The 16,445-nt window shown below is 67.1% G+C and carries 11 protein-coding genes; all 11 read right to left on the bottom strand.

Annotated features, from left to right (window positions below; translation table 11 throughout):
* Positions 1 to 97 precede the first annotated feature (97 nt).
* The 11 genes from ACOGXD_RS14760 to ACOGXD_RS14710 all read right to left on the bottom strand — a co-directional run bounded on the left by ACOGXD_RS14760 (position 98) and on the right by ACOGXD_RS14710 (position 16,418).
* The gene (locus ACOGXD_RS14760; RefSeq protein ID WP_419915777.1) at positions 98 to 6,241 is read right to left on the bottom strand and encodes a cadherin-like beta sandwich domain-containing protein; all 6,144 of its coding nucleotides are present in this window, start codon (positions 6,239 to 6,241) and stop codon (positions 98 to 100) included.
* 224 nt (positions 6,242 to 6,465) lie between these two features.
* The gene (locus tag ACOGXD_RS14755; protein WP_419915776.1) at positions 6,466 to 7,137 is read right to left on the bottom strand and encodes an RES family NAD+ phosphorylase; all 672 of its coding nucleotides are present in this window, start codon (positions 7,135 to 7,137) and stop codon (positions 6,466 to 6,468) included.
* 6 nt (positions 7,138 to 7,143) lie between these two features.
* Positions 7,144 to 7,785 (bottom strand): hypothetical protein, encoded by a 642-nt coding sequence (locus ACOGXD_RS14750; RefSeq protein ID WP_419915775.1) that lies wholly within the window; start codon positions 7,783 to 7,785, stop codon positions 7,144 to 7,146.
* 142 nt (positions 7,786 to 7,927) lie between these two features.
* The gene (locus tag ACOGXD_RS14745; RefSeq protein ID WP_419915774.1) at positions 7,928 to 8,065 is read right to left on the bottom strand and encodes a hypothetical protein; all 138 of its coding nucleotides are present in this window, start codon (positions 8,063 to 8,065) and stop codon (positions 7,928 to 7,930) included.
* Positions 8,066 to 8,335: 270 nt separating this feature from the next.
* Complete coding sequence (locus ACOGXD_RS14740; protein WP_419915773.1) at positions 8,336 to 8,857, bottom strand: hypothetical protein; 522 nt, start codon at positions 8,855 to 8,857, stop codon at positions 8,336 to 8,338.
* 89 nt (positions 8,858 to 8,946) lie between these two features.
* Positions 8,947 to 9,798 (bottom strand): nucleotidyl transferase AbiEii/AbiGii toxin family protein, encoded by an 852-nt coding sequence (locus tag ACOGXD_RS14735; RefSeq protein WP_419915772.1) that lies wholly within the window; start codon positions 9,796 to 9,798, stop codon positions 8,947 to 8,949.
* The gene (locus tag ACOGXD_RS14730; RefSeq protein WP_419915771.1) at positions 9,795 to 10,367 is read right to left on the bottom strand and encodes a type IV toxin-antitoxin system AbiEi family antitoxin domain-containing protein; all 573 of its coding nucleotides are present in this window, start codon (positions 10,365 to 10,367) and stop codon (positions 9,795 to 9,797) included. Before ACOGXD_RS14730 ends, ACOGXD_RS14735 begins: the two co-directional genes overlap by 4 nt.
* Positions 10,368 to 11,052: 685 nt before the next feature.
* Positions 11,053 to 11,649: a nucleotidyl transferase AbiEii/AbiGii toxin family protein gene (locus ACOGXD_RS14725; protein WP_419915770.1), complete on the bottom strand. Its 597-nt coding sequence runs from the start codon at positions 11,647 to 11,649 to the stop codon at positions 11,053 to 11,055.
* 61 nt (positions 11,650 to 11,710) lie between these two features.
* Positions 11,711 to 12,022 (bottom strand): hypothetical protein, encoded by a 312-nt coding sequence (locus ACOGXD_RS14720; protein WP_419915769.1) that lies wholly within the window; start codon positions 12,020 to 12,022, stop codon positions 11,711 to 11,713.
* Positions 12,023 to 12,160: 138 nt separating this feature from the next.
* On the bottom strand, positions 12,161 to 13,573 hold the full coding sequence (locus tag ACOGXD_RS14715; protein WP_419915768.1) for a fibronectin type III domain-containing protein: 1,413 nt from the start codon (positions 13,571 to 13,573) through the stop codon (positions 12,161 to 12,163).
* Positions 13,574 to 13,919: 346 nt separating this feature from the next.
* Positions 13,920 to 16,418, bottom strand: a complete 2,499-nt coding sequence (locus ACOGXD_RS14710) for a fibronectin type III domain-containing protein (RefSeq protein ID WP_419915767.1) — start codon at positions 16,416 to 16,418, stop codon at positions 13,920 to 13,922.
* Positions 16,419 to 16,445 lie beyond the last annotated feature (27 nt).

Here is a 16,445-nt window from a genome sequence, read left to right as displayed (position 1 = left end):
CGACGTACTGCTTCGGTGGTCTGAGCGGCAGACGCAGCTCCGCTCTACGAGGACTGTTCGGACGACAGCGTCGGGGCGTGGCCGGGTGGGGTTGGGGTCAGCGGGTTTTGAGGTGGATTCTGACGATTTCGAGGAACTGGGCTTGGGTGATCTTGCCGGTGAACCAGTCGCTTTTGACCTGCTGATACTCCGACCCGTCGATGGCGCCGTCGCCGTTTGTGTCGTAGCGGGCCGCGATGCCTGTCAGCGTGGACTGCGGAGCGGGCTGCGGGGCGGTGACGGTGATCTCGAAGGTGTCGCTGACCTGGTTGCCGTCAGCGTCCTCGGCGATGACGGTGATCGTCACGGTGCCCTCGGCGAAGGCGGTGAGGGTCAGCGTTTCCTGGAAGGCGAACGCGTTCGCGAGCGCGGCGTCGGTGGAGTCGGTGGTGAACCTGAGCGCGTCGCCGTCGGGGTCGTCGAACACGCCCGACAGCGATATCTCCAAGTCGGCTCCGATCTCCAACGTCACGTCGCCGAGGGCTGAGGCCACTGTGGGCGCGGACTTCACCGTGACGGCGAACGTGTCCTCGACAGTGCCCCCCGCGCCGTCGTCCGCGGTGACGGTGATGGTGGCGGTGCCTCGGCTGCGGGCGGTGACCGTGAGGCTGGTGTGGTCGGCGGCGACGGTCACGGTCGCGACGGCGGTGTGCGAGGACGCGGCGGTGACGGTGAGCGTGTCGTTGTCGGGGTCGGCGAACACGCCTGCCAGTGACACTGTGTGGGTGCCGCTGTGGTGGGCGATGGTGGCGTCGTCGATGGCTGAGGCCACTGTGGGCGCCTGGTTGACCGGCTGCTGCTCCTGTTGGGGCGGGGGCGGGGTGGTGTCGGTGACCGACACCCGCACCGTGGCCGCGAGCGCCGCTGTGTAGTTGGCGTCGCTGCTGGTCACCCGGTGGCTGACCGTCACCGACTCGTCATTGGTGTCGCTGTCGGCCACGCCGGTCACGGTGAACGTCACCGGGGTGTTCCACGTCGAGGCCGTGAACGTGTGCGACGCCGGCGACACCGACACTGCGCCGGTGTCGCTGCTTGTCGGGGTGACGGTCACATCGGCTGTGGGCTCGCTGGCGAGCACCACGGTGTAGGTGCCTGTTGCGCTCTCGCTGACAGCGATCGGGCTGGCCGCGTTCACGGTGATGGCGGCGGTGTCGTTGTCGGTGATGGTGAGCGCGGTGTCCGCGGCGAGGGTGGCGTAGCCGGTGTCGGCGAACACGGCGAGGTCGAGCGTCTCGGCTGTTTCGTCGATGTCGTCGTCGACGACAGTGACAACTACGGTGCCCGATCGCTGTCCCGCGGCGATGTCGATGCTGGCGGGCATCGTGTAATCGGCGCCTTGGGCTGCGGTGGAGGTGTTCGCCGGGTAGAGCCGCAGGCTGATCCCGCTGCCGTCGACCGGGGCCGGCTCGTCGAGGGTGGCGGTGACCGTCACCGTCCCGACGCTCTCCGCCACCGCGGTTCGGCCCAGCGACAGGGTGACCGTTGTGGGCAGCGCGGCGGTTGGCTGTTCGGGCGGGTCGTTCTGGGTGTCGCTGTTGGTGGAGGTGTCCTCGGTGCTGGGGTCGGTGACGGCCGACGCGGTCTTGGACCAGGTGCTGGTGCCGTCGTCCCAGGTGATCCGCACCCGCGCGTCATAAGCGACGCCGTCGTCGAGGCCCGAGACGGTCATGGACCGGCCGGTGCCGGTGTGGCCGGCGTCCACCCAGCCTGTCGCGGGGTTCCCGGTGGCGGTGGCGCGCCGGTCCCGTGCTGTGCTCAGCTTGTAGTGCACGTCGTAGCCGACGGCGTCGTCGGCTGTGTCGTGCCACGTCAGGCGCAAAGCTCCGTCGCCGCCGGTGGCTGTCAGCTCGGGCACCAGCACCTGTGGCTCGGTGGGGGCGGGGTCGCCCTCGGTGACGGTCACCCACACGATCGCCGGATGGCCTGCTTTGGCGAAGTCGCGGCTGGGAATCCACCGGATCAGCACCGCGAACGTCTCATCGTCACCATCTGCGTCGCGGAAGGTGGGGATCGTGACCGACCCGCTGTGGGTGTACTTGGGGATCACGATCCGGGTCGCGGTGCCCACGTCGCCTGTCTCGGCGGTGCCCAGATGCATCGACAGCAGCACCTCGAGGTCCTGCTGTATCGCGATCGGCCGCCTGTTGTGCGTCACCGTCGCGGTGATCGTCACCGCGTCGCCCTCGCGCACCTCCACAGCAGACGCCGACAACGACACCAAGTACGGCGCCTGCCCAGCCGTGCCGGACCCGACTGTCCAGGGGCCGGTCCCGAAGCTGTTGTAGGCGCGCACCCGCACCCGATAGGCCGTGCCCGGCGTCAGATAGCCGATCCCGTACTTGGGGGCGATGCCGGTCTTGGGCAGCGTCACCCAGCCCCGGGCGGGATTGCGGTTGACCACCCGCCCCCAACGCGGATGCTCATAAGAACCCGCCGGAGCGTCATCAGCCAGATCAGCCCCGGACATCGACGTGTAGTGCACGTCATAGCCGTCCACCGACACGCCCGGCGGCGTCCAGGTCGCATCGAGGCCGTGCGAGGTCGGGGTCACCACCAGGCCCTCTAGCGCGGACGGCTTGGCGGCCACGTTCACCGACACCGTGTAGGTCTCGGTCACCGTCGTGCCGGCCACAGTCACCGCCACCCGAACCTCGATCGCGTTCGCGCCGCGCACCAACGCGATCGGACCGCTCTCGACGCCGCTGGCCACCGACACCAGACTGCCCGCCTTGCCGACCTGCAGTGTTGCGCCGGTCTCCAGCGCCGTCGCCGTGATCTTCGCATGAGTCACATCACGAGCCGCGGCCACCGAATACGACGTCGTGCCCGCAGCAAACCCCGGCGACAGCGTCCGGGCGCTGTATGTGCCGGTCTCGCTGGTCGCCACCTTCACCACCAGCGCTGACAGATCAGCAGACGGCTCCCGGCGGGTGACCGTCACCCGGTAGGTCTTCACAGTGCCGTTCTCCGCGGTCACCTCCACCGCCAACCTGTTGACGCCCACCGCCAACGCGACCGGATCGCTGTCCGCGCCGCTGCGCACCGACACCAGACTCCCCACCTTGCCCGCCTTCAACGTCGCAACCGGATCATCGCCCGTGCCAGGCTCCGCCGCCGTCGCCGTCACAATCGCATGCGACACACTGCTGCCCACCGTCGCCGAATAGGTCGTCCCGCCCGCAGAGAACCCCGGCGACAGCGTCAGACCCGAATAGGTGCCCGTCTCGCTCGTCGACGTGGTCACCACCAGACTCGCCAGATCCGCGTTCGCCGACTGACGGCGCACCGTCACCGTGTAAGTCTTGGAGCGGCCGTTCTCCGCGGTCACCTCCACCACCAACGCGTTGTCGCCCACCGCCAACGCAATCGGATCGCTCGTCGCGCCGTCGGCCAGCGAGGCCAAGGTCTCGCCCTGCTTGCCCACCTTCATCGACGCAATGCCCGTATCAGCCACCGACGCGGTCAGCTTCGCGTGCGTCACGTCGTTGCCCACCGTCGCCGAATACGACGTAGTGCCCGCAGCGAAGGAACTCGGCGACAGCGTCAGACCCGAATACGTCCCGTTCCTGCCCGTCGCCGTCTCAGCCGACAGCGCCGACAGATCATTGTTCGACGACGTCTCCGGAATCGTCAGCACCACCCGAATCCGATCCGACGCCGCCCACGTCATGTCGGTGCTCGACCAGCTCGCGGTTGAGCGATGCTCGGAAGCGGTCTGACTGGTGGTGGCATGGACCGCCGTCCCGTCCGCAATGGCGAACGCCTTGTTGCCGAGGTGCAGAGTCAGATCCTTGAACGCGGCATCGGCTATATCAGGTCCCACCACCAAGTTGAGACGCCGGGAGCTGTCCGTGGCGCTGTTCACATGTCTCAACGAGGTCACGCTAAAGCTGGTGTCCTCGTAGGCGAAGTCGGCGTTGGAGAGAACGGTCGCCACCGAACACTCGGTAACGTCCTCCTCGCAACCAAATGTGTCGAAGCCGGGATCGAGATCAGCCGGGGTGAGCGTGGCCGAAAAGATCGGCTTGCCGGTGCCCTCTGGGCGGGCGGAGCCTTTGACGGCGATCTTCATGGACAAGCGGCCGCCGTGTCCAGTCCACGTCGCCGCTCCCGGCGAGTGGGGGTCAGCCGCGTTGATGAAGTAGAAGATGTCAGCGACGCTCCAGCCTGCGGCCGCGCCGGAGTCCTCGGCATCCGCACCAGTGGTTCGCATCGCTATGGCCTGGTTGGCGGTCGTGTAGATCACGACGTTGTAGGAGGTGTCGGGGGCCAGCACGGTCCCCGCCGGCGCGGTCAACGAGTTCACCCCCACCGACAGCGTGTTCGGAACCGTCAGGGCCTCCAAGAAGGCATCAGGGCGGCCGTTAGCGGCAGACGACCACAGCTCGGCTTTGACCTTCGCAGCCGCCGTGGCGTCCAGCGCCGCATTCACTTCCACGTCGATGCCCGACAGCACATAGCCCGCGGTGTTGTCACCGGTGGTGAACCCCTGCGACCCCGACGCGGTGCTGATGGTGGCGATAGTCGTGTGCGTCGCTTGCCCGGCGTTGCCCACCAGCGTCGCAGGCTCCGCCTCGCCCAGATAGCGGAACACCGCGAAGTCGTTGTCGTTGCTGCCGGCGGCGACGATGCGCCCGTCGGGCTGCAACGCCACCGCAGTGGCGGTAGTGGTCGTAGCGCGGTGCAAGGTGGTGACCTTGCCGCCGGTCCCGAAGCCGGCGTCGAGCGTCCCGTCGGCGTTGTAGCGGGCCAGCGCGACATGCGTGCTGGTGATATCGGAGAACCCGGCGACGACGATCTTGCCGTCAGGCTGCACGACCACGTCCTTCGCGTCGTTCAGATCTCCGGTTTGCCCGCCCGAGCTGAAATCGATGGCGTCCATGCCGTCGCCGCTGAACGTCGTGTCCGGCGCCCCGGCTGTGGTGTAGCGCAGCACCGCCAAGTCGTAGTCTTCGCCGTCGGCGTCGCTGGCCAGGCCGGCGATGACGATCTTGCCGTCGGGCTGCACCGCCACCGCGTTGGCGATTCCGTAAGCGTTGGTGCCCGTGACGCTGGTGGTGACCTTGCCGTCGGTGCTGAACGTCGAGTCCAGATCGCCGTCGGCTTCGTAGCGGACCACCGCGAAATCGTCGCCGCTGTACCCCGCCACCACGATGTTGCCGTCGCCGTCGATGTCCACCGCATGGGCCTCGTCAGTAGTGGACGACCCGATGTCGGTGACGACGTAGCCGGGCCTGCTGCCGCCGCTGGCCGGGCCGAAGCCGGTGGTGCCGTCAGTGTCCAGCGCCCCGGTTGCGGTGTAGCGGGCCACCACGAAGTCGTCGTCGCTGGTGCCCACCACCACGATCTTGTCGACATTGCCACTGCTGTCGTACTGCACCACCATCGCATTCGCCGTGTCATCGCTGCCCGAACCGCTGATATCGGTGACGACCTTGCCGTCGGTGTCGAAGTTGGTGTCGAGCCTGCCCCGGTTGTAGCGGACCACCGCGAAGTCGCCGTCCTCGAACCCGCCGCTGCCGTCGGGCTCGCTGCTGGTGCCGGCCACCACGGTAATGAACTTGGAATCGGCCACCGCGACGGCAGCGTCCCTGGTGCCCGTGCCGATGTCGGTGCTTCTGAAGGTGGTGACATGGCCGCCGTTGGAGTAGTAGATGGCCACCGCGAAGTCGTCGTCACTGGTCCCCGCCACCACAATCTGGCCGTCGGGCCGCAACGCCACCGCGTTGGCCTCGTCCATGGTCACGGTGCCGATGTCGGTGGTGACCACACCGCTGCCGCCGCCGAAGGTCGCGTCCAAGCTCCCCGCCTTGTTGGGCATCGCCTCGGGCATCACCGTCACCCAATCGCTCCAGTCGCTCAGTGTGTGGGTGTTGCCCACGTCGCGGGCCTGGACGCGGAACACGTAGAACTGCCCGTTGGTCAAGCCCGTGATCGTGGCCGACGTGGACGGGGCAGCGATGACGTCTCTCGTCGGGGTGTCCGTGCTGAACTGCTCGCGGTGCTCGACCCGGTACCGGTTGGCGTTGGTCACCGCCCCCCAGCTCAGCTCCACTTGGCCGTCGCCGGCCGTCACCACGACGGTGGGCGTGTCCAGCTGGTGGGCCGCCCCGGCGGGCGGCGCGGGCAGCACTGTGAGCAGCATCGCCGTCGCGGCGGCCAGCAGGAACGGGGCGCGGCGCAACAGCGGGGTGCGTGTCATGCCGGGAGCCCGGCGCCGCAGCAGTGCTTTACATGGGCGCTTCTCTGGGGGGGGGGGGGATATGGGTCATAGGTGCCCGAAGCTATATCGCCCGACCGGCTGCCACAAGCACAGCCACGACACCGACGCTTTTGCCATGACGGTCACATGCGCATGTCGGCGGTTCTCTGACCGGCATCGACGCGAAGCAGATCTGCGTTCTCACCGAGACGATGCGGTGTGGGCTAGCGGTGGGTGAGCACGACGTTGTAGGACGTGAGGATCATCTCGAGGTAGAGCCGCGCATTGCCCGAGTCGAGGGCTCGATCATGGGGCGGGAGCGGCAGATCGCCGACGACCTCGGTGAAGCTGTCCGAGTCGCAGCGGTCCTCGAAGAAGACGTATGCGAACCCGGCGGGCTCACGGTGTGACTGCCAGGTCATTCCGCATGCCCAGGGTGCCCAGCTTCGGATGGCGGCGGCCCAGGGCTGAGTCGACGAATACTGCGAGGCGGGTGCCGATGTAAGCCAGGTGTCTTGACCGACGGCGCCCAGGTCCGCGCCAGACCGGAGCCGTACGAGCTCCAGGTCACGGGTCGCCTCGATCTCAGCGATTCTCAGATTCTTGATCGCTGCTTCCGGGAGAATGCGGGCACCGTGACTTACCGTCGGCAGATCGCGCAGGAGCTTCTCGCTGATGGCTGTTTCGGCGTCGGCGGCGGCATACAGGTACGCGTACGGGTCGCTCGGCGTCGAGTCGAAACGGCCGCCTTCGAGTGAGTGAGTCGCCACGGTCGGGTTGAACGCCGTGGCGTCGAAACGCGCGCGGTGGACTCGTACGAGCCGGTCGCCCTGCTGCACGACGTGGCGGCGGGGCTCTCCCGTGTAGTTCGGGGGCGGCTGCTGGCGGGGAGTCAAGCGCTGCTAGCCGACCGGCTCCGCGACCGCACGTGCCAGCACCGGCAAGTCGTCTGCCCTGTCGGTACCGACGAGTTCCATCGGGGCAGCATCGACGCGGGCGTTCGGCGAGACCCACCACGATGCGACACCCCAAGGGTCGGCAACGGCGCCCAGCAGCTCGTTCACGGAGCGGACTTCGGGGAAGATGTCTTCGCGCAGGTGGTCGAACTGAAAGACCGGGTACAAGTAGCCGCGGCCTCTCGGCAGGCCCAGCAGCCAGGAGCGCACGCGCCGCTGGCGGACGATCTCGCGGTTGGCGGGCTTGGCCCCCAACGCGACCGCGGCGCCGTTGGGCTCGAGCATCGGCAGCAGCCAGACGGCCTCCATCGCCTCGCCTCGCAGCCGTGCCTGGATCAGCTCCCGGTACGCGGCTGCATCGAACACCTCCCGCGGGGCGCCGCCGATCTGCCCGGTGAGTTCACGGCCGGATGCCAGCATCGCCAGCAAGGACCGCACCCGGCGTTCATCGTGCCCCAGCTCGGAATGGCGGGCAGCGAACCGAGCAGCAAGGTCCAGCCAGAGAGAATCGTCTGCTTCAGTCAGCCCGAGAGCCAGCAGGTCGACAAGCTGGCGGTATTCGTCGGTGCTCAATCGTGCTGCTGCCATAGCTCTTTCCTGACGGATATGACACAAAATAGTTTACGTCAGGAACGTCAGGACCAACGCTGCCAATCGACCCGGGCATCACTCGCGCGCAGGCACTTCAGCGCCGAGGCGGGTGGAGGGGTCGGTGGGCGGGTGGCTGTGGTCAGCCGGATGAGAGGTAGGCCCGGACGACTGTGAGGAACTCGTCGTAGGTGACCTTGCCGGCGAGCCAGTCGGTTTTGACCTGCCGGTATTCCGTCGCGTCGATCACGCCGTCGCCGTTGGCGTCGTAGCGGGCCACGACAGGGACTGCCCGTGTTGCTATGAGTGCAGCGGTTTCCGTTGGACCATATGCGGCTTGGTTGGTCTGGAAGACTCGGGGCAGAGATCGGGCGAATGCGGTAGACCGCGCGTTGCTATGCCGGTCAAGGGATGATCGCCGCTCCAATGACTTCGGGCTGCAGTATTGGTCATGAGAATCATGCAGGAGCCTGTTCCGGTGCCGGTTCGGTCTCATGAGGCATCGGGATAACGCGCAGCTCGTCTCGGGGCGGATCTTGGGCTCGCCTGGTCAGTGCGTCATCCAAGCGCGCAGGATGCTTGCGCGCAGCCCGCCCGATGCCTCGGCCTCGTCGCGGTGATCGTCTGCGGCGGCGTAGTAACGGTTGCCGAAGTCCCGAAATGCCCGGTCGATGCTCTCCTCATCGAGCGCTTCGGCGGACTCGTCGACGCCGGGGGATCGAGGCGGCGGATCGACGCTCGCAGCCGCTGCATCGGACGGCTCGTCGGCCGAAGTCTCGGTAGCCTGAGCACGCCCGGCAGGCTCAAGTTCTGCCCGCGATTCGATCGCTGTCGAACTGAGGTCGGGATCGTCGGCGAAACGCCATTCGCTGAGTGCCTCATATCGCGACGCGAACTCGGCGAACGCCTCCTCGACGAGGCCCACCGGCAGCTCCTTGGCAGACGCCCTCTCGCGCAGACCGGCCGTTACGAAGATATGCAACAGGTCCGCGGGCGAAATCTCGGTGTCCGCGGCGTGTTCGCTGAGCAGTCGAGCCTGCGCGGGCGTCAGCTCCACTCGAAAGCGCGGCATGACCCGCAGCGTACCGACACCTTCGAACCCCAACCGACCGCGATGCGAATCTGATCAACAGGCCTTCCCCCCAGATTTAGAAGGGGCGGTCAGTCGGTGAGGGGCTGCAGGAGTGGGTCGGCGAAGGTGATGACTTGGTCTAGGAGGTCTGCGAATTGCTCTGGGGTGGTGTGGAGGGCTTGGCGATTGCGCCAGGCCGACCATCTGCTCTGTGCCAGGTCGGCGTAGCCGTCGAGGACATCGGCCAACGGGCGGATGCTCACTTGTCGATGGTCCGCGACCATCTGCAGGGATGCGCTGAGGTGGGTCATGTCGAGCTGGGCCTTGGCGAGCGAAGCGATGTCGACGAAGTCGCGCCAGCGCGTTGATGCTGTCCCGCGCTGGATCGCGGTGACGATCTTCTCGGCCAGGATCAGCTCGGCGGAGTAGGCGCGGACAGCGATTGGCTCGGCGTCGAGGAGTTGGGGAAGCTCGACGAGGTCTGGTTCGGGCCAGAGCGGGTCACCGATGCTGATGTCGACGTGGAAGCGGAGCCTCGCCCGGTCCAGCTGTCCGGTGACCGTTGCGCGGATACCTGGATAGGACGCGCTGTCGCGGATCTCCTCCACCTTGGCGATGACGAGCCGGTCGAGGCCGTCATCGAGATTCACGTTCACGATGTCGGCGACGATGCTTGCGATGGCGGTGAGGTCGCCATCGATGTCGGTTCCGGCTAGGTCGATGTCGCGGGTTGGTCGTCTTTCGGTGTATGCGGCGAGCAGGACACCGCCTTTGAGGACGAACGTTGCGGCGTGGTCGGTTTCGACGAGGCGGCGGAGGAAGCCTTCGAGCGCGTAGAGCTGGAAGAGTTCGTCGACTGGTCGACCTGTGGCACGGGCGGCGGCCTGGAGGTCGAGATAGGCGGCGCCAGCGGTTGTGTCTCGGCTCGGCTGGGGGCTCATTGAAGGGTTTCGATTGCAGCGCGAAGTGCTGGCATGGCGCGCCGGAACGATCTGGCAAGTTCGAGGAGCTCGGAGGGATGGTTGCCGCGTTGGTCGAGCCAGCGGCGCAGGGCTGTGTGTGCGAGGTCGATGCCGAGTCGATGACGGAGGCGGTAGGCGTCGATGATCGAGCGCGCCGGACTGTAGATGGCAATGGTGATCGTGTCGGCGAGGTGAAGATCGTCGCGTCCGATGTGGAAGGTGTCGCGGTCGAACCGATGCCAGGTCACCGGAGCCCGTGTCTTGGGCTGCCAATGGTGACGCGGCAAAGCGGCGTCGATCGTGCGGGGGATCTCGTCGGTGAGGTCGTGGTGAGCGAGGGCGGTCGTGAGGCAGAGGGTCGTGTGAGGGCTGCGCAGGGCCAGCTCGAGAAGGTCTGGGTCGACACCGTGTCCGGCGCGGGCGTAGATGCCGCGCGCAATGCGTTGCAGGGCGCCCTGTGCGGTCAGCTTCGCGAGGTCGCGGTTCGAGATCCCGAGGTCACGGGCCTGGTCGTGCGTAAACGCGATCGGAATGGCTGTCGGCGGCATGTATGAAATCATAGCCAGAAGATAGCTATGTGGCTAGGAATCGATTCATGCGTGGATCTGACGTCGGCGGCGTCGGGGAAGAAGAAGTCGAGGTCAGTTCAGGAGAACAGGCCGCGCGAGCGCAGGTGGCTTGCCCATTTGGTTCGCCCCGGCCAAGGGAGAGGAACTGGGGGTCCCTGACTTCGGTGGAGGCGGATTGCTGGATTCATGCTGCCGGTTGATGTTGATGTCGACGGGATACTCGCAGCTTTCGATTCCGCGGCACACGACGACAGCCATGGTGCGCTGCTCATGCGCAAAGATTGCCTCGCTAGTTTTCTCAACGAAATACAGTCAGCCCTCGTGTGGGCCACGATCGGCGAGAAACAGGTGATCAGGCCCCGGCAGCGTCGTGATCCGTGGGTCGGATTCTTGCGGATCACAGACGCCGTCGTCTATGGGGCCGGGTGCCTTCGGGGGAATCGCACGACGCGACTCGAGATAGTCGACCGCGATCGTTAGGTGTCGGTTCGCGTGAGGTTCTGTGCGCGTGATGCGGGTGGGCCGCCAACAGCGGTGGCAGGTCGATATTTGCGGGTTGGCTTCGGCCATGCTGGGGGATGAGCGTTTGTGACCGCTCTCAGAATGGCTCTTCTTCCGGACTCGGCCGCTGCTCTAGTCAGGCAGGACACTTGGCGGCCATCTCCTATTCCTCCGATGCAGGTCCGCGATCGCTGTGCAACGGTGCTGTCGGGTGTGGCAATTGACCGCGCCAGTCGTGAACCCAAGTGCGCAGCCGTTCGAAGTCCTCATCGTTGAGGGGGAAGTCTTGGCGGGTGCGATGGTCGAACATCCCGAGGGAGTCGTGGAGGTGGCCCAGATCGAAGCCCGTGTCCTTCTCCCTGGCGAGCGCGTAGAGCTCCTCGCGGCTGAAGTGTGCGGAGAGGGCGAACACGTCAACGAAGTCGCGTGCCTCGGCGCGGCTGAACAAGGCCGCCATCTTGTCGCCCGCCAGGTCCTCGGGCGCGAGCACTTGGCCGCTCTCAGTTTGGGCGGGGGGAAACACGCGCCGCGAGAGTCCGAAGTCGATGGCAGCTTCGTCGTGGCCGTCCCTGACGTTGAGACGCACGAAGGTGGCACCGTCACGTACTACATCGACGCGGAAGCCTGCACCTTGGAGAACGCTGAGCGCTGCCTGGGCCGTGGGCCTGACGTCGGCGGTGTCGGGGAAGAAGAAGTCGAGGTCAGTTGTGGCGCGGTCGACGATGCCATGCACGATGAGCGCGCCACCACCGGCGAGCACCGCTGACTCGGTACTCGGCAGCGAGCCGACGGATTCGCTCCTGGAGGGGCGTGAGCACGCTTCAGGAGATCAGGCTGCGCGAGCGCAGGTGGTCTGCCCATTGCTCGCGGACATGGGGAGCGAGCCACATCGTGTCCCACATGCCCAGCAGCGCCTCGAGATCGACATAGGTACGCACATCGTCCTCGTTGCCCTCGGTCATCACCAGTTCGTACACGCGCATCCGGTGTTGCGGGTCGTCGAGGTCGTACTCGCCTTGGCCGCTCCACGCGATGTGATTCGGGAGTCTCACACGCCCGGTTTGGACCGCGGCAGGACGCTCCCCGAGGTCGTCGGGGATCTCCACAGGTCGGGAAAAGCGAGTCGCTGTCACTGACTCCGAGTCTAAAGACCCCGCCGAGTTGCCCCAGAGCGGGGCTCGTGCGGTGGAACCAGATGCGGCATCAGGCGGTTCGCCCTGGCCGAGGGCGAGGAATCGGGGGTGGAGGGGTTGGTGGGCGGGTGGTTGTGGTCAGCCGGATGTGAGGTAGGCCCGGACGACTGTGAGGAACTCGTCGTAGGTGACCTTGCCGGCGAGCCAGTCGGTTTTGACCTGCCGGTATTCCGTTGCGTCGATCGCGCCGTCGCCGTTGGCGTCGTAGCGGGCCACGACATCATCGGGCTCGGGCACCGGTTCGGGCTCCGGTTCGGACTCTGTCTCGGGTGCCGGTTCGGGCTCCGGTTCGGGCTCCGGTTCGGTCTCGGGCTCGGGTGCTGATGCTGGCGCTGTGTCGGGCGCCGGCTGCGAATCGGCCGCTGACTCGTTCTCGGGCTGTTCAGCCTGCTCGGTCTGCTGGGGCTGCTGCTCTTGGGTCGGGCGGGGGAGCACTCCGATCTGGGGGCCTCCGCTGTTGAGGGCTGCGGTGGTGGAGACTGCGACCGAGCTCCAGCCGCTGAAGCAGGCCTGGATGGTGCGCGCATTGACCCCCACCGTGTAGTCGGTGCTCGCCGACAGGCCCGAGATCGTGTGGCTGTATGTGGCAGGCTCCCACCCATAGGCGCTCACGTACTGCACGCCGGAATAGGACCCGTCAGCTGCTGCCGTCCATATCAGGAAGTCGGTGATGAAGCCCTTGTTGCCGTCGGCGTTGGTGCCGTAGTCGGGCGAGTCCCAGTGCAGGGTGATGCTGTCGTGGGTCGAGGTGAAGCTGGTGATCGGCGCGAGGCCGGGCGGGGTGGCGCCTCGGTGGTTGCATCTGCCCGCGGGGACCGTCGGCGTGGAGGTGCTCTGGGGGGTTGCGGTCAGCACCTGTGAGGCCGCGCCGACGGAGAGGTCGGGAGCAATCGGAGCGACCCACAGGTCGTACTCAGTGCCCGCAGTGAGCCCGGTCACCTCGGCGGTGGTCGTGTCGGCACTGACGGCATTGAGGGACCGCTTGATCTGCACGCCGTGCTCGTTCACCCAGCGGTATCTCACCCGCCAGCCGGCCACGATGGCGCCCTCGATCGGATCGCCGGCTTCCCAGGTGAGCGTTATCTTCCCCGGACCGGGCACAGCCGAGCGCGCGATCGGCGGATTGGGCTTGCCCTCCGGGCAATCTCTCGCCGTGCGCTCGTCGGCGCTGGTGGGCACTGCCCATGCGCTGTAGGTCCTGGTGTTCGTGGGGCCCTTGAAAGCCCGAATGCGCCACCGGTACTTGGTGCTGTCGGTCAGCCCAGTGAGTTTCGCCGGCTGCGCGGTGCCGCTGTAGGTCACGTCGGACCAGGTGCCCCAAGTGGCGCCGCTTTGCGAACTGATCTGGATCTGGTAGCCGGTCGCTCCGGGCGACTCATCCCAAAACAGATAGAAGCCCGAGCACGACCGCCACATCAGCGACGTGACGGGCGCGCTGAGCGTCTGCGCCTGGGCAGGCGGCGCATCGTGGCCGACAGCGACCCCCAGCACCACCAGCGCCGCAGCAGCCAGCCTCAGCCGACACAGAAGGGCACGGCCGCGGGCCGCGCTAGAAGCCATACGCCGGGGGGGGGGGGGGTATCAAGATGCATCAACAGCGCCTCTCTGCGGCAGGTGCGGGAGATGGCGTGCCCGCGCCGGGTGTGCCGGTTCCATCCGGCCGAGGCGGATTGTTACCAGATCGTGTCTATGAGTCAAGGGCGAACTGTGGAAGACATGTGAGAAACACAAGACCGAGCATCGCTGTTCTCGCGTGGCTTCGCACAAGAGCACGTCCCCGGGCGGGACTGCCGCCATGGACAGTTCCGCCCGGGTTCGGCGGCCCGCTGATGCGCACCTAGTCGGCGGTGGCGGCGGTGGTGCGGGTGCGGTCGCCTTTGCCTGCGCTGTTGTGCGCTCGCACCCAGATCTTGTAGACCGTGCCGGGCTCGAGGCGCTTGAAGGTGACGCTGGTCCTGTCGGCGTCGACCCGCTTGGTGGCGCCGCTGCCTTGCTTGCCGCCTTGTGGGCGGATGTGCACGATGTAGCCGTCGGGGGCGCCGCCGCTGTCGGGCGCGTCCCACGCGACGGTGATGCGGCGCCGCTTGGCGTTGGTCTGCAGGCCGTCGGGGTCGATTTCGCCGGGCGGCAGGGGCTGGCGGGTGATCGTCACGGTGTAGGTGCGCTGGTAGCCGTTCTCGGCGGTGACCTCGATGCTGACCCGGTTGGCGCCCACCTCGAGCTGCACCGGCGTGTCGGGCGTGTTGCCGTTGACCGTCACCGTCGCCTCAGCATGGGCGGGCGATGCGTCAACGGTGACCGAGGTGACGTCGTTGGGGACCGTGGCGGTGTAGCCGTGCTGCTCGTCGTCGAACGGCTCCGACAAGTCGATCCGCACGCTGCCCGAGCCGCCGCTGCCGTCGAGCTGCGCAGTCGCGTCGCCGCTGTCGCCGCCCGCTGACGCGTCAGCGCCGGGAGACGCGTCCATCGTCACCGCCGACACGCCGCCCGACGCGGCCGCGCTGTGGCCGCCGAAGGTGTCCGACACGGCGTGCACCGACGAACGCGCAGACAGCGTCAGCACATCCGAGGCTCGTCGCTGCGGCACGCTGTGGGCGATCTGCTGGTTGGCGGGCGAGGACTGGGCGCCGCTGCCCAGCAGCACGATCCGCTGCAGGTAGTTGTCCGCCGACGCCCACGTCTCATCAGGCGTGATCAACAAGTTGTACGTCGAACTGCTGTCGACCTGGATCTGCATCTTGACGGGCCCCGAGATCGGCACGCTGTAGGCGTCCGAGCCGGCGATCTTTATGTGGTTCGATTGGCTGCCGCTGGTGGACACCGCGTTGGTAGCAATGAGCCTGTTGTTGGTGTAGTTCGCCGTGGTGCCCGCGACTCGGCTGATGTTCGCATCCAACCAGGTCGGCGTAAAGCGCACGCTGCGGGTGCCGGGCGCGACCTTGACCGCATAGCGCAGCTCGGGCCGGTCGCCCTGGAAGCCGTCGGCGTTCGCCTCGACCGGCAGCAGCACCAGATCGTTCGTGCCGTCATCGAGCGTGAGCCCGGTGAGCTTGCCCGCGGTGGGCGGCGTGTAGGTCATCGTGGTCCAGGCGCTGTTCACGGTGCCGTTCTTGGCGCGCACCCGCACGTGATAGGCGGTGTCGGCGGTCAGGCCGCGCACGGTGTGGGAGTACTTCGAGTCCGACGCCCCCGACGCCAACGTCGTCCAGGTCGTCGTCGAGGTCGGCTTGTAGGCCAGCTGATAGGCGTCCGCGCAGATCGCGGAGCCCCACCGCACCGTCATCTCCGTCGCCGACACGTGATCCATCCCGTAGATCGGCGGGGCGGGCGGCGCGTCGGTCGTGTCGGCCGGCTCGGAGATGTACACCGTCGCGGTGCTGCGCGAATCGAACACCGCACTGTTGGTGCGGCCGGGGTCGGCGACCGCGACGGTGAAGGACCGGGTCGGCTGGCACACGCTGTCGTCGATCGTCGCTATCGAGAACCGGCGCACCCCGTAATCGCCCAGATTCGCGGGCGTGATCTTCTTGAACAGCGAGGCAGGCGGCGCTGTGAAGTCGGTGCCCGCCCGGGCCGAGCCGTTGCGCGCCACGAGACTCAAAAGGTTCAGATTGTCCCCCATTGACGCCTCCGCCAAAGGAGGGGGCAGGTCGTAGATCTTGGAGCGCAGCCCCGTGGAACGCACGCTGCCTGTCAGGGTGTCGCCCTCGGTCACCGAATACGAATTGCTGCTGAACACCGGCGTAATCGTGGTGTCCTTGATCGTGACCCGCAACCGGTCCGCGCCCGCCCGCACAGGGCGGAACAACGACGCGTCCAGCCCCGGGCCCGTCGGCGGGCCCACCCGAACCTCGAAGACCTCATCACCCTCGAACAGGCGGTCGGCGTGGATGATCAGCGGCAGAATCTGCTCACGCGACGTGTCCCCCGCGTTCAACGCGTCCCACCCTTGCAACGGGAACGTGCCGCTAACGAGATCGCTGTTGTTGGTCGAGACATGATGCGTACTGGCATTGAACACCGTTGTTTCAACAAGAGGCGGATCCATCGGATCGTCGGGCGGCGGCGCATCGGGCATCGGCGGCGACACACGCAAACCCACCTCAAAGACCAAGCCCTCCGCTGCCACACTCCCCGACCGAAAGAACAGCTCATAGGTGCGCATCGTGGTCGTTCCCGCACCCGCGGGCACCGCAGCCACCACCGCCGCCCCCGCGCACAACACGAGCGCGGCGAGCGCGCACAGCCACCGCACCGGACCCGGCCGGCCCCGCCGCCTGGCCGGGTTCGGCGACGCCGGCCCAGCCCCCTCCGAGACAACCGATGAATCCTTCACAGGGTTTCCTCCCGCATCGCTCACAAA

It is taken from the genome of Candidatus Poriferisodalis sp., assembly GCF_965204125.1.
Taxonomy (GTDB): domain Bacteria; phylum Actinomycetota; class Acidimicrobiia; order Acidimicrobiales; family Poriferisodalaceae; genus Poriferisodalis.
This window is presented reverse-complemented; position numbering and strand designations above follow the sequence as displayed.

Excerpts from the sequence above, each read along its gene's own strand:
- ACOGXD_RS14760 (WP_419915777.1), bottom strand. The coding sequence starts at position 6,241 with ATGACACGCACCCCGCTGTTGCGCCGCGCCCCGTTCCTGCTGGCCGCC.
- ACOGXD_RS14750 (WP_419915775.1), bottom strand. The coding sequence starts at position 7,785 with ATGGCAGCAGCACGATTGAGCACCGACGAATACCGCCAGCTTGTCGAC.
- ACOGXD_RS14740 (WP_419915773.1), bottom strand. The coding sequence starts at position 8,857 with ATGCCGCGCTTTCGAGTGGAGCTGACGCCCGCGCAGGCTCGACTGCTC.
- ACOGXD_RS14735 (WP_419915772.1), bottom strand. The coding sequence starts at position 9,798 with ATGAGCCCCCAGCCGAGCCGAGACACAACCGCTGGCGCCGCCTATCTC.
- ACOGXD_RS14730 (WP_419915771.1), bottom strand. The coding sequence starts at position 10,367 with ATGCCGCCGACAGCCATTCCGATCGCGTTTACGCACGACCAGGCCCGT.